13 protein-coding genes are annotated in these 13458 nt (G+C 48.5%); 9 read left to right on the top strand and 4 right to left on the bottom strand.

The annotated features are described in order from the left end of the window. Nucleotides 1–3 precede the first annotated feature (3 nt). Entirely contained in the window at nucleotides 4–1191 is a 1188-nt protein-coding gene (locus DW819_RS09255; protein WP_182432620.1) for an MBL fold metallo-hydrolase, read from the top strand. Nucleotides 1192–1211: 20 nt separating this feature from the next. Here DW819_RS09255 and DW819_RS09250 read toward each other — a convergent pair whose 3' ends face one another. The 3 genes from DW819_RS09250 to DW819_RS09240 all read right to left on the bottom strand — a co-directional run bounded on the left by DW819_RS09250 (nucleotide 1212) and on the right by DW819_RS09240 (nucleotide 3064). Further along, on the bottom strand, nucleotides 1212–1571 hold the full coding sequence (locus tag DW819_RS09250) for a type II toxin-antitoxin system RelE/ParE family toxin (RefSeq protein WP_118733036.1): 360 nt from the start codon (nucleotides 1569–1571) through the stop codon (nucleotides 1212–1214). Then, the gene (locus tag DW819_RS09245) at nucleotides 1568–1918 is read right to left on the bottom strand and encodes a type II toxin-antitoxin system Phd/YefM family antitoxin (RefSeq protein ID WP_118733035.1); all 351 of its coding nucleotides are present in this window, start codon (nucleotides 1916–1918) and stop codon (nucleotides 1568–1570) included. The genes DW819_RS09250 and DW819_RS09245 overlap by 4 nt, the downstream gene beginning before the upstream one ends. Nucleotides 1919–2083: 165 nt before the next feature. After that, nucleotides 2084–3064, bottom strand: a complete 981-nt coding sequence (locus DW819_RS09240) for a zinc dependent phospholipase C family protein (protein WP_118733034.1) — start codon at nucleotides 3062–3064, stop codon at nucleotides 2084–2086. A 99-nt stretch (nucleotides 3065–3163) separates the two neighbouring features. Between DW819_RS09240 and DW819_RS09235 the strand changes: the two genes are divergently transcribed. The 4 genes from DW819_RS09235 to aroE all read left to right on the top strand — a co-directional run bounded on the left by DW819_RS09235 (nucleotide 3164) and on the right by aroE (nucleotide 7903). Continuing rightward, nucleotides 3164–4525 (top strand): amino acid carrier protein, encoded by a 1362-nt coding sequence (locus DW819_RS09235; protein ID WP_118733033.1) that lies wholly within the window; start codon nucleotides 3164–3166, stop codon nucleotides 4523–4525. Nucleotides 4526–4787: 262 nt separating this feature from the next. Continuing rightward, a complete protein-coding gene (locus DW819_RS09230) occupies nucleotides 4788–5702 on the top strand; it encodes a calcium/sodium antiporter (RefSeq protein WP_118733032.1) in 915 nt (304 codons plus the stop codon). Between the two features lie 351 nt (nucleotides 5703–6053). Continuing rightward, nucleotides 6054–6965 (top strand): AEC family transporter, encoded by a 912-nt coding sequence (locus DW819_RS09225; protein ID WP_118733031.1) that lies wholly within the window; start codon nucleotides 6054–6056, stop codon nucleotides 6963–6965. Between the two features lie 71 nt (nucleotides 6966–7036). Next, nucleotides 7037–7903 (top strand): shikimate dehydrogenase, encoded by an 867-nt coding sequence (aroE, locus tag DW819_RS09220; RefSeq protein ID WP_118733030.1) that lies wholly within the window; start codon nucleotides 7037–7039, stop codon nucleotides 7901–7903. Nucleotides 7904–7914: 11 nt separating this feature from the next. Here the strand turns inward: aroE and DW819_RS09215 are convergent, their stop codons facing one another. Continuing rightward, entirely contained in the window at nucleotides 7915–8820 is a 906-nt protein-coding gene (locus DW819_RS09215) for a LysR family transcriptional regulator (protein WP_118733029.1), read from the bottom strand. Between the two features lie 191 nt (nucleotides 8821–9011). Between DW819_RS09215 and DW819_RS09210 the strand changes: the two genes are divergently transcribed. From DW819_RS09210 to DW819_RS09195, 4 genes are read left to right on the top strand one after another with little or no spacing between them, the layout of a single operon-like run. Then, nucleotides 9012–10472: an SLC13 family permease gene (locus DW819_RS09210; protein ID WP_118733028.1), complete on the top strand. Its 1461-nt coding sequence runs from the start codon at nucleotides 9012–9014 to the stop codon at nucleotides 10470–10472. A 21-nt stretch (nucleotides 10473–10493) separates the two neighbouring features. Further along, nucleotides 10494–11753, top strand: coding sequence for an FAD-dependent oxidoreductase (locus DW819_RS09205; protein ID WP_118733027.1), 1260 nt, complete (start codon nucleotides 10494–10496; stop codon nucleotides 11751–11753). A gap of 37 nt (nucleotides 11754–11790) precedes the next feature. Next, nucleotides 11791–12351, top strand: a complete 561-nt coding sequence (locus DW819_RS09200) for a chorismate mutase (RefSeq protein ID WP_118733026.1) — start codon at nucleotides 11791–11793, stop codon at nucleotides 12349–12351. Nucleotides 12352–12390: 39 nt separating this feature from the next. Continuing rightward, nucleotides 12391–13296 carry a DMT family transporter gene (locus DW819_RS09195; RefSeq protein WP_347560193.1) on the top strand — a complete coding sequence of 302 codons (906 nt, stop codon included), beginning with the start codon at nucleotides 12391–12393 and terminating at the stop codon, nucleotides 13294–13296. Nucleotides 13297–13458: the final 162 nt, after the last annotated feature.

Genomic DNA, 13458 nt, shown 5'->3' with positions numbered 1-13458 from the left:
TTTATGAGAAGATTTGGCAGAAGACATAGATTTAGAAGAAGCGGCAGCCGGAAAATCGGATGGCAGATGGAGATGTCCATTGACCGTGCTGCATCCAGAAGGTACCGCAGTTACCGGCGTCACAGGAATATGTGGTTTGTGATCCTGGGCGTATTACTGGTGCTGCTTCTGACCTTTGGCTGCGTGTTTGCGGTTAAGCGGGCAGCTCACAAAAAAGGCGCAGATGCTTCAGGATCTGCCCACAAAACAGAGCAGACCGGAAGCACCGGAGCTTATGAAAATGTGGAGCTGGTGACAGAGGGCGAGAAGGCAAAAGAGCTGGAGGCCCAGGGAAAGACAGAAAAGGAAATTGCGGCCCGGACGGAGCCGATCCTCGGCGGAGCGGAGCTGACCATGCTGGCCGGACAGACGAAGGCCCAGATGATGTCGTTCCTCCTGGAGACAAAGAAAGGCGGTCTGATCGTGGTGGACGGCGGCTGGTGGGACGATGCTGACTACTTAAAGGAGCAGATCAAAAAACGGGGCAGCCATGTATCCGCATGGTTTCTGACCCACGCCCACACCGATCATGTGGGAGCACTCTTAAACCTCCTGCAGAGTGAGGCTGATGGGGAAGATACCGGCATCACCATCGATCACATTTACTATAATTTTGCTTCCCTGGACTGGTACAAGAAGCATGAGCTTGGCGATCTGGGAACTGCGGACGCCATTCTCACTGCACTGGCCGGACTTCCGAAAGGAGAGGCATGCCCGGTAAAAAAAGGTGATGAGATCCTGGTGGATGATGTGTGCATCACCGTGCTGAATGACCGCTACGAGCCGGATGACGATCATGTCGGTGAGCGGGACGGAAACGATGCCAGCATGGTATACCGGATGCTGGTAAACGGCGTTACCATTCTGTTTACCGGCGATCTGCAGGTGGACGGCGGCAATCATGTGCTGGAAACGGTGGCGAAGGAAGATCTGAAAGCCGACATTGTACAGATGGCACACCACGGACAGCATGCCGTGACGAAGGAATTTTACGAGGCAGTCAGCCCGAAAATCTGCCTGTGGCCGACACCACAGTGGCTGTGGGATAACGAGGATGGGAAGTATACCACGCCGGAGACCAAGGCGTGGATGAAAGAACTGAATGTAGAAAAACATTACTGCATGAAAGATGGAAACCAGGTGATCCGATAAGGGATCCCTGGTTTTTTCTATTAAAAATCAAAGAAAATATTTTCAAAAAGCTTATCTCCGTATTTCTGATATAGCTTAAACGCAAGGTCATAGCAGTAATTATCATCACGCTCAGAAATTACAACGATATTCATAGTGATATCGGCGAGTACAAGGGTATATACAATGCGGATGCCGATTCCTTTGTATTTAATTTTGAAAAAACCGGTTAGATTTTTTCCGTTTTTGTTGCCGAGAGGCTTTCCATAGCCGTGTGGACTGGGAAGTGGGGCCCTGGCCACTTTGATGATACCGGCGGCTACCTGCTTTTTCAGGCTATTGTCGAGCTGTTGAAAATCTTTTTTCGCCTCTTTGGTAATTTTTATATTCCATCTTTTCATTCGATTTCTACGCTTTCTGCGAGCTGTTCTAATTCTTCCATGGAAAATCCCTCTTCCGTTATAAAGGATTCAAACGAAGTGGTGTCATCTAAAGATCTGGACTGGGCAAGCTTCAGCAGACGTATATTCTCAATGGCCTCCATAAATTTTTCAAGGCGGGCCAGCTTTTTCTGGGTGTCCTGATATTCTTTGACAGAGATAAGGACAGCAGTAGGCTGGTTGTTTTTCAAAACAATATATTCACTGTTATTCTGTGCGACATCATTAAAGATTTTGCCAGCTTTTCCCTGGCTGAAATCAGAAATGGGAATTAATTTTTCGGTCATATTGGCAAATGCGAAACTCATAAGAAAACCTCCTTTCATCTATATAAGTATTATATGATACATTAAAATAATATGCAATATTTTAACTGAAATATTAACTGATATTTACGTGAAATTATTGGACGAAAATAAGCAGCCGATACGGAACGAAATGGTTCTGTATCGGCGCTTGTCTATTTGGGATTATTAATCCGGAACAAAAAGTCCACTGTGGTAGGAGTAGCTTCCAAGCTCATCCAGCAGCCGGTCCATGTTTTCTTTGGTGTTTGGCAGTTCGCCGGTCAGATAGGAATTGATGATGGCGTAGACATTGTTGCTCTTGTGCAGGCATTGCCGGAACAGGTCAGGGAAGGAGGCTTTTGAGGCAAGTCTGCGGTCCCAGGGGTTGCACCAGATGTCATGGTCGATGTTCAGGACTTCACGTGGGTTATTGATCTCGTCGGTGACCAGCTTCTGGGATGCCACCGGATTTTTCAGGACCAGCTTCTCCACGAAGGCAATCTTATTGCGTTTGGATCCCTTTGGATCTGCCAGGGTCCGGCACCCGAATCGCAGAGCCAGAATGGAACGGTGGATCATGGCAGGGGTTACCTGGAAGTTGTTGCTGTAGGTGATGGGATAATACGTCTCATTGATACAGTCGGCAAGGAAACGGGAGATAAACTGGGTTTCCATGCCGTTTAAGCAGATGGTTGCTGCCTGGTTGAACTGGGATGGTTTTTTGTGCTTGTATTTCCACAGGAGTATGGCATCAATGTCATTCTCCAGGGAAGCGTGGCGGCCATGGGCCTGGCTGTTTGGAGCTTTGGCATCGTAGCCGATGCGTCCATACACATAAGGATGACAGATGGAGTCTCCGATGTAGTGATTTAAATAGCCACAGAAGTAAGCCAGTCCTTCTTCTCTCTGCTGACGGGATTTCACTTCGCTTAAATGCTGCAGATAGCAGACAAAGAACTCCTGGATGTGATGCTCATGCATATAGGAGCCAACGTTGCGGTAGTCCCGGTGGCGCAGAACGGGAATATTGTAGAAAAACATATCCGGCCCCTGCAGGCCCAGCTGGTAGAGCCAGCGGTATTTGGCAATGATGTATTTTAACTGATTGTTGGGAAGATCGTTGTAGGCCTTCATTCCTAAGATATAGTGTGTGGTAAATCCGGGCATAAGAATACCTCCTATAGCTGGATTATAGCACATCTCGAATGAAAATACGAGGAACTCTGTGCATAAGTTAGAATGAAGAGCAGGTGTATGGAGATAACCATGCAGCAGACATTGCAGCTGTTACACGAAATCGTCTGGGGGCCGTGGACGATGCTTTTGTTTCTGGGAACAGGACTGTTCTTTACCGTGAAGTCTGGTGGATTCCAGATCCGGAAACTGCCATACTGGTGGAAAAAGACGATGGGAAGTCTTGGAAATGGTTCGGTTTCTTCATTCCAGACCTCCTGCACTGCGCTGGCTGCTACCATTGGCACAGGCAATATTGTCGGCGTGGCGACGGCTCTGACTGCCGGTGGTCCCGGTGCCGTGTTCTGGCTCTGGATTTCAGCCCTCATCGGCATGGCCACGGCTTACGCGGAAACCAGCCTGGGGCAGAAGTACCGTTATCGCAGAACGGATGGAGCATGGCAGTGCGGTCCCATGGTGTCTATGGAGCGTGGGCTGGGCTGCCGGAGCATGGGACTGATTTATGCGCTGTTTGCGGTACTGGCTTCTCTGGGGATGGGAAGCATGGTGCAGGCGAACGCGGTCAGTGAAACACTTTGCTATGAAGCCGGTATGAAGCAGGAAATTGCGGCAGTTCTGGTAACAGCCCTGACAGCTGCAGTGGTGTGGGGAGGAATCCGGCGCATTTCCCGGATGACTTCCTGGTTTGTGCCGCTGTCCGCGGGAATTTATTTTTTCTTTTCCGTATGGGTTCTGGCGGTGTGCCGACGCAGCATTCCGGTGGTGCTTGGACAGATTCTGAAAGAGGCCTGGACGCCTGGGGCGGCCGGCGGTGGTATTGCCGGATTTCTGTTTTCACGAAGTGTGCGTTTTGGCCTGGCCCGGGGCGTGTTTTCTAACGAAGCGGGACTTGGAACGCTTGCGGCGCTGCATGGCGCGGCGGAAGAGACCACGCCGGAGGAACAGGGGATGTGGGCCATGTTTGAGGTGTTTGTTGATACGATCGTGATCTGCACGCTGACGGCTCTGGTGATTTTGTGCGTGGAACGGGAGTGCGCACTGATGGCCGGGGCCGAAGCGGTGTGGCGCATTGCAGCCGGTCTGGATGGCGCTGCCCTTACCTCCTTCTGTTTTACCAAAATTCTTGGCAGATGCGGTGGCATTCTGGTGTCCGCCAGCATGGCTGCGTTCGCTTTTGCCACGATTGTTGGCTGGTACTATATAGGAAGACAGATGTTTTCTTATCTGGCAGAGTACCTGTGTCCTGGTGTAAATACGGAATATCTGTATATCATTCTTTATCTTCTGGCAGTCTGGCTGGGGTGCATCTGCCGTTTGGAGCTTGTCTGGCTTATGTCGGATCTGGTGAATGGCCTGATGGCATATCCAAATCTTCTATCCCTGTGGCTCCTGGCAGACCATGTACAGTTCCCGAAAATAAAAGCTAAAAAATAGTTATATAGGCAAAAAATAAAATCAGTCATGAGACCTGAAAAAAAGAGGAATCAGACACTATGGAATCAAACAAACAATACGCAAAGGTAACAGAATTTGACGGAGTGCCGAAGGATAACGGAGAAGAAACGGAATAAATAGATTTTCGATAAGTGCATGGAGAAAGCCGGCACCGCCTTGACAAGTACATCAAAACCACCTATACTGTATTTCACTTTAGGAAAGAATACAAAAACCTGGGGACAGGGCAGGAGGAAAGATTATGATGTACGTCTGGCTGGTTGTCGGCTTTGTGCTTCTGATCAAGGGAGCAGATTATTTTGTGGAGGCGAGTTCCTCCATTGCGCGGGCGCTCAGGGTGCCCAGTATCATCATCGGACTTACCATTGTGGCGTTTGGAACTAGCGCACCGGAGTTGGCGGTCAGCACTACGGCCTCTCTGGCCGGAAGCAATGAGATCGCGGTGGGCAATGTCATTGGTTCCAATCTGTTTAACCTGCTGGTAGTGTTGGGCTGCTGCGGTGTCATCCGTCCATTTGCGGTACAGCTGCGGTGGGATTACGCCGCATCGGTAGGTGTGGCCCTGGTTTTGTTTTTCATGATTTTCCGGGATCATTTTATCAGCAGACCGGAAGCAGTCTTTCTGTTACTGCTGTTTGTCGGCTTTCTTGTGCTGACGGTTCGTGATGCACTGGCAAACCGGATCGAGGAGAATGAGGAGATCAGAGTATTGTCTCCGCTTATCAGCGTGATTTATATTGTCGGCGGCCTGGCAGCCATTGTCTGCGGCGGGAACATGGTTGTAGACAGCGCAAAAGATATTGCCCTTTCCTTCGGCCTTTCCCAGACCCTTGTAGGCCTGACCGTTGTGGCACTCGGCACTTCCCTGCCGGAGCTTGTCACCTCCGTTGTCGCATCCAGAAAAGGGGAGAATGGGCTGGCTCTGGGCAATGTCATCGGCTCCAATATCTTTAACGTTCTGATGGTGCTTGCGGCCTCTGCGGCAGTCCATCCGATCGCGGTAACATCGTTTTCGGTGATTGATACGGTCTGCCTTATTGTGGCCAGCGTTGTGACCTGGGTGCTTTGCCGCAGCAAGCTGCGTATCAGCCGGGGAGAAGGCCTGGCTATGCTTGCCATGTATGCCGGTTATCTGGTTTATATCTGTATACGGTAGAAAAGAAAATAGATAGAGAAGAAAACAAAGAAAGCAGGTGCCGGGAAATAGCACCTGCTTTTTTGTTATAAAAAGGGAGGAGAGCTGACAACTCTTGTTATCAGCTCGAGTATTATGAAAAAAATCTTTTAAGCGTTTTATAAACAACTCTTTCGTTCCTGTTGTTTATGGTTACAGTATAGAGAGAAATCGTGAAGAAATCATGTTAAATCTGTAAAAGGTTTTTGAATGATTTGTGAACGGAATATGAATAAATGACAGAAAATAAACGCTTGCCAATCCGGCTGAACTGATGCACAATAGGAAGCATATGTGAAATAAAAAAACTATGCGGCGAAAAGGAGAGTCCCCATGGGAGAAATTCTGATGCGCGCAGCCTGTTTTATTCTGATCATCATTCTGGGACATGTGCTGCGCCGGATCGGTTTTTTTAAGAAAGATGATTTTTATGTGCTGTCAAAGACCGTGCTGAAAATAACACTGCCCGCAGCGATCATAAGCAACATGAACGGGATGAAGATAGAGCCATCTCTGCTGGGCCTGTGCCTGCTGGGATTTGGAGGCGGCGTTTTGTACATGACGGTTTTATATCTTCTGAATCTCAGAGCTTCCAGGGAAAAGAGGGCATTTGAGGTCCTTAATAGTACCGGTTATAACATCGGCACCTTTACGATGCCATTTGTACAGAGCTTTCTTGGCCCGGCCGGTATGCTGGCCACCAGCCTGTTTGATACGGGAAATTCCTTTATCTGTCTGGGCGGTTCCTACAGCATTGCTTCCATGATAAAGGGAGGGGGAAAGGGCTTTTCTGTAAAAAAGATCGCGTTGACACTGCTCTGTTCTATTCCGTTTGATACTTATGTCCTGATGCTGATCCTGAATCTTTTGCAGATCCGTCTGCCGGAGGCAGTGACAACATTTGCCGGGATTGTCGGAAATGCAAATCCATTTCTGGCCATGCTGATGCTTGGAGTTGGTTTTCAGTTATCGGGAAGCCGGGAGCAGTTTGGCGTTATGGCACGGATCCTTTTGATCCGGTATAGCATTGCAGTTATTTTGGCCGTGGCATTTTTCCGTCTGCTTCCTCTGGAACTGGAATATCGTCAGGCCCTGGCGTTTCTGGTATTCAGCCCTATATCTTCGGCAGTTCCGGCGTTTACTGCAGAGCTTGGCGAGGATTTCGGCCTGTCCAGCGCACTCAATTCGATTTCGGCGCTGATCAGTATCTGCTGCATTATTATGGTACTGGTGCTGGTTATGTAAGAATTACTTGCAAGAGGAAAAGAAAACGAGTAAAATAAACCCCAAAATGTTACTGATAGGAGGAAACGACAATGGAAATTAGCGGACATACACAAATGCTTTGCCTGATCGGAAGCCCGGTGGGACATTCCGGTTCTCCGGCCATGTACAATTACAGTTTTCAGAAGCTTGGACTGGATTACGCTTACCTTGCTTACGACATTAAAGAAGAGGAGACTGCAGAGGCAGTAAAGGCGCTTCGCCTGTTGAATGTGAAAGGCTTTAACATCACCATGCCATGTAAGACTGCAGCTCTGGCCTGTTGTGATGAGCTGTCTAAGGCAGCTGAGCTGATCGGTGCGGTGAATACGGTGGTAAATGAAAATGGAAAGCTCATCGGCCATAACACCGATGGAATGGGCTGGGTCAGAAACTGCCGTGAAAACGGATTTGAGATCACGGGAAAGAAGATGACCATTGCCGGTTCCGGCGGCGCAGCAACTGCTATTGAGATCACGGCAGCACTGGAGGGCATGCGGGAAATCTCTATTTTCGCAAGAAAAGACTCCTTCTTTGCCAATGCAGAGGCAACGGTAGAGAAAATCCGCAAGCATGTTCCGGCCTGCACCGTCAACCTGTTTGATCTGGATGACCAGGAAGCATTCCGCAAGGAAGTTGCAGACAGTGATATTTTCACCAATGCAACCCGTGTGGGCATGAAGCCGATGGACGACCAGAGCATCATTACCGATACCAGCTTATTCCGCAAGGATCTGGTTGTTTCCGATGTTGTTTACAACCCGAGAGAGACCAAACTGTTAAAGGATGCGGCAGCAGCAGGCTGCAAGACCATTCCGGGAATCGGCATGCTGCTCTGGCAGGGTGCGGAGGCCTTCAGGCTCTACACCGGTCAGGAAATGCCGGCACAGGAAGTAATGGAGAAATATTTCGCAGAGTAAGTTTCTGTAATTCATAATGCTTTATTTTCCAACTGATAACGTTTCACATACCTTGTAAAAGAGCGGATGGATGGATAATCCAGAAGCTCTTTTAACGTTACATAATAAATGGAGCGGTGAAGGCGGCTCTCAAAGGGCACGATGGCGTATGTGCCATCCTGTGCGCTTGTGGCGATGCTTTTGGAGGAAATACCGACTCCGAGATCATGAGCGGCCAGCTGGATAACCAGATCGGACTGGCTGGTTTCGCAGAGAATATTCGGTGTGATGCCAGCTTCCTCAAAAATCCGGTCCAGGCTTTTTCGCAGTGCGGAAGCAGGAGAGGGCATGATGATGGGAGAGTCCCTTAAATCCAGAACAGAAAGGCTTTTTCTGGATGCCAGTGGATTGCGCCGGGATACGATTACGGAGTAAAAGTCTTCCTGAATTTTGCAGGAGTAAAGATCCGGTTCCTGATCCAGCTGCTCCTCCGTGCCGATGATGAATGCGGCATGGATTTTGCGGTCTAAAAGCATCTGCTGTAAGTGGGCGCTGCCGTTTACGCTGAAGGAATAATTCAGACCCGGATACAGGCGGTGGTAGTCGCTTAAAATCTGAAGCAGGTTTGTGTATCCGGCAATCCATAACAGACCGATCTTTAAGGTTCCGGCCTCTAATAAGCTTTGCTTGTGCATGAGTTCAGAGAGCTGGTCGACTCCGCCGAGGATTCTTCGGGCATGGTGGGCAAACTGTTCTCCGGCATCTGTCAGGGAGACAGATTTGGAGTGGCGGATGAGAAGCGGCACCTCCAGTTCCTCTTCCAGTTTCCGGATCTGCTGGGAGAGGGAGGGTTGGGAAAGATACAGGTTCTTGGCTGCCGCAGAGATGTTTTTCTCTTTGGCGATTTCAAGAAAATAGCGTAATTGTTGCATTTGCATGAGAAACGAACTCCTTTGCCTGGTAAGAAATAAAAAAATTGTAAAATGTTTCTAAAAAAATCCAATGATATAGGAAAAACTTATTGATTTGATAATATTATGATATTTTACAAATGTCAATAAACTTTATATCATAACGCTACAAGGAAATACAAAACAAAAGAACACCAATAGGAGAAAGGGGTTTCATTATGAACAACAAAAGCAGCAAAGACACAATCTTTTTGATCCTGTCGCTGGCAATCATGATCGGGTCAAGATTTGTACCGCCATTTGGAGGTCTTTCCTCTGAGGCAATCGGAGTACTTGGCGTATTCTTCGGTTCCCTGCTCATGTGGATTACCATTTCCATTGACTGGCCGAGCATGATCACCTTACTGGCACTTGGATTTATCCCGACATTCGGTTTTTCAAAAACCTTTTCAGGCGCATTCGGCAATACGACCGTAGCGTTCCTGATCTTTACCTTTATGCTGGTATATCCGCTTTCCAAGACAAATTTTGTAAGACGGTGTACGGTATCTTTTATTACCAATAAGATTGCAAGAAAGGGACCGTGGTATTTTGTATGTTTCCTGTTTGCGGCAGTTACCTTCATGGGGTTATTCGTATCCCCGTCTGTTCTGTTCGTTGCATTTATGCCTTTCCTTGAGGATATCTTCCAGGTACTCGGTGTGAAGAAGGGCGGCAAAACCGGAAATATGATCATGATGGGAACGGCATTCTGCATCAGCCTTTCCTCCGGTATGACCGCAATCGGACATGTATGGCCGACCATGGCAATCGGTTATTACACCGCAGCAACCGGAAATGATGTCAACCAGTTCCAATACATGGCAATGGGGATCCCGACCGGCATTCTGCTGATCATCTTATTAATTCTGGTGTTTAAGTTCATTTACCGTCCGGATGATATCCATGAGATCAAACCGGAAAATGCAATGGGACTGCGCGGAACCGTTCCAAAGGCAGATACCAAAGAGAAAATTATTCTTTCTGTAGTAGGTTTAACTGTATTCTTATGGGTTGGCCCGAGCCTGATCAAGGGCAGCTTCCCGGAGCTTTACAAGACCATCAACAGCTGGTCTACCGCAATGCCGCCGTTATTAGGATGCATCCTTCTCTTTATCACCAAAGTAGATGGCGAGCGTATCTTAAACTTTAAGGAAGGCGTAACCAAAGGAATCCTGTGGGGCAGTATCCTGATGACCGGTGCGGCAACCTGGCTTGGTTCCTGCTTAACCAACGCAGATATTGGAATCAGCGACTGGCTGACCGCTTCCCTGTCTCCGTTAACTGCAGCACTCCCGGTTACCGGCATGATCTTATTCTTTATGCTGTGGGCACTGCTTGAGACAAACTTCTCTTCCAACATTGTTACCACAACCGTAGTAAGCGCAGTAGCACTGTCTGTTTTAACTGCACTTCCGGCAGGAGCAGTAAGCGTTGGCGCAGTTGTATGCATGGTTGGTTTTGCAGCCGCTGTCAGCAACATGACACCGGCAGGTCAGAGTACCATCAACACCGTAGCAATCGGTTCCGGATGGACCACGACCAAAGACATGTTTATCTGGGGCGGAATTTTTGCACTGATGGCACTGGTTGTGCTGACCTTCTTTGCATATCCGCTGGGAACACTCATCATTGGTTAAGAAAAAGGAGTATAGAGGATTATGGAACGTTTGCAGCAGTATGACGTAGTCGTTGTTGGAGGAGGAACTGCCGGAGTATCTGCAGCAGTTGGAGCTGCGAAGACGGGAGCGAAAACGCTTCTGATCGAGCGGAATGCTTATCTTGGCGGTGAAGCTACCAATTCCGGAGTCAGCGCTTTCTGCGGGTTTTACACCTGTGGGGAAAATCCGGTACGGGTTGTAGAAGGAGTCGGTCGGCTTGTGTTAAATGAGATGGAGGCACTTGGTCCGACTGTGGACTACGTTATTTCTGCAACCGGAAACCGCAATATTAATTTTCAGCCTGAGTATTTAAAATGTGCCATGGACAATCTGCTGGAGAAAGAACGGGTGGATTACCTCCTGCATACGTCTGTAATTGGTGCAGATACGGAAAACGGAACCATTACGGCAATTCACTGTGTGGATGATGAGGGTACCTTTACGGTAGCTGCGAAGGCCTTTGTGGATGCATCCGGAGACGCCAATCTTGCCCGCCTTGCCGGGGCACACCTGGTATGGGGCGGCGATGACGGATGCCCGCAGGCGGCAACCATGCCGTTTCGCTTAAGCGGCGTGGACACCAGCTGCGATATGTCTCCGGCTGCGGTGGAGCGTGCCGTTGTGAAGGCAAAAGAAGACGGAATCCCCAACCTCACAAGGGAGAAGGGCTTTATCTTAAAAAAAGAAGGATCTAATATTGTAGGAGTTCTTCTTCCGAGCATTATCCCGGATGCACTGAACGCAGAGGCACTTACCAGAATGGAGCGCGAGACCAGAAAGCAGGTACTAAGCTATGTACAGGCATTAAGAACCTATATGCCGGGTATGGAGCATGCAGAGTTGGCTGTGATAGGACCGGCACTCGGGTTCCGTGAGACCAGAAAACTGGTTGGAAAAGAGACGATCACCGTGGATGATGTGCTTACCAGAAGAAAACGGGATAACAGTGTGGCCCGCGGCGGCTGGAAGCCGGAGATCCACAAGGATATCAATAAGATGGCAACCTATCTGGAAGTAAAGGAAGGTAGCTATTTTGATATTCCGCTGGGTGCCCTGCAGTCTGAAAATATCAGAAACCTGTATGGCGCAGGAAGAATGATATCTGCAGACGAGGCTGCTTTTGCAGCCGTCCGTGTTATGGGAACCTGTTTTGCAACAGGTCATGCGGCGGGTGTCGGTGCAGCCTGCCAGGCCCTGGATGGTGCTGTAAATATAGAACATATCCAGAAAATCTTGAAAAAACAGGGTGCTTTGGTGTAGAATTGGAAAATGTGCCAATGCGAAATGGAGGTTAAGAATGACATTAGAAGAAGTGCGGAAGATGATTGACAGCGTGGATACCCAGATCAAACCGCTGTTTTTAGAACGGATGGCATGTGCGGAACATGTGGCTGCTGCAAAGGCAGAAAACGGTTCTGATGTGTTTGTGCCGGACCGGGAGAATGAGATTATTTTAAAGCGTACAGGCGATGTGGATGTCAGCGTGAAAAGAGAATATGAAATGTTTCTTCGTCACCTGATGAGTGTCTGCCGCAGATACCAGTACGGAATCCTGACAGAAATGCAGGAGCAGGTAATTGCTGAGGCTCTAAAGCAGGCCGGCCTGGATGAGCATGTTTCTCATGAGCAGATTACAGTAAGCTTTACCGATCACCGGGAAAAAAGCAGTCTGAACCTGTATCTGAATATGATCCGGTTAAATGAGATCCCGATCGATCATATGGAATTAAAAAGTCAGGGCAATGAGCAGCAGGTGACCATACAGCTGCATGGAAATTTAAACCAGTCAGATATGAGAAGACTTGTTTGCCAGCTTGGAAAAGAAGCAGAGAATTTTCAGATTTTATCATTACAGTAAAAAACAACAAAGCCGTTCAGCTATGAGCTGAACGGCTATATGACATTCAAAGGAAAAAGAGGAAGGAACCATACCATGAAACGCAATGCAGGATATCTTTATTTATTAATCACCTTTTTTTGCTGGGGAAGTATTTATGTCGTGAGCAAATATGCGCTCGCGGTGATGGGGCCGGTTACGGTGTCGTTCTGCCGCTATCTCGTATCGGTAGTCTGTCTGTACGGAATTTTGAAGTGGAAGGGCGGTCATAAGAAGATAGCGAAGGAGCACTGGCCATATCTGCTGATTTTGGGCGGACTCGGCTATTTTGCCGCGATCATTCTTCAGCTGGGAGGCACCGCGCTTCTGTCAGGCTCTCTGGCATCCCTGATCAATTCCTTAAATCCGGTTATGATCTCTATCCTGGCAGCAGTCTTTCTGAAGGAAAAGATCACCTGGAAAAATGTGCTCAGCATTGTAGTGTCCCTGATCGGTGTTTACATTATACTGGGCAATGGAAGCATGCAGATCAATCCGCTGGGAATCCTGCTTTCGGCCGGTTCTGTGGTACTGTGGTCTGCGGCATCGGTTTCTATCCGCAAAATCTCCGGCTATTATGATCCGGTGCAGATTGCTCTGTACGGCATGTGCATAGCACTGTTGTTCAATATTCCGGCTGCAGTTCTGGAAAATGTATTCCTGACACAGAGTCATCCGACAGCAGCTGCCCTTCTTGCCTGTCTGTTTGTGGCAGTGTTTGGCACTGCCGTGGCGCATACCTGCTGGAATAAGAGCCTGCAGCTGCTCAGCGCCAGCACCTGCTCGATGTTTTATCCGCTGCAGCCTCTGGTTTCCGCGGTGCTTGGAGTGCTGCTTCTTCATGAGGTGATCACATGGCAGTTTGTTGTGGGGGCGGTCCTGATCTGCTCCGGCATTGTGATCACGTTTCTGCCGTCAAAAAAATAGGAAGACTGTCCTGCGGGCCTGCATTGCAGCTATCATAAAATTAACACTTTAAAGCGATAAACTATTGCGTGTTTCGAAAACTGTTGATATAATTGCATAAAACATACTGTATATTCCGGATATCTGGCAGGATATCCGGAATCTTACTGTTTAGGGGACAGT

This window comes from Clostridium sp. AM33-3 (assembly GCF_003480315.1).
Taxonomy (GTDB): Bacteria; Bacillota; Clostridia; order Lachnospirales; family Lachnospiraceae; genus Brotaphodocola.
The sequence above is the reverse complement of the archived record's forward strand: the minus strand, read 5'-3'. Positions and strand labels throughout refer to the sequence as shown.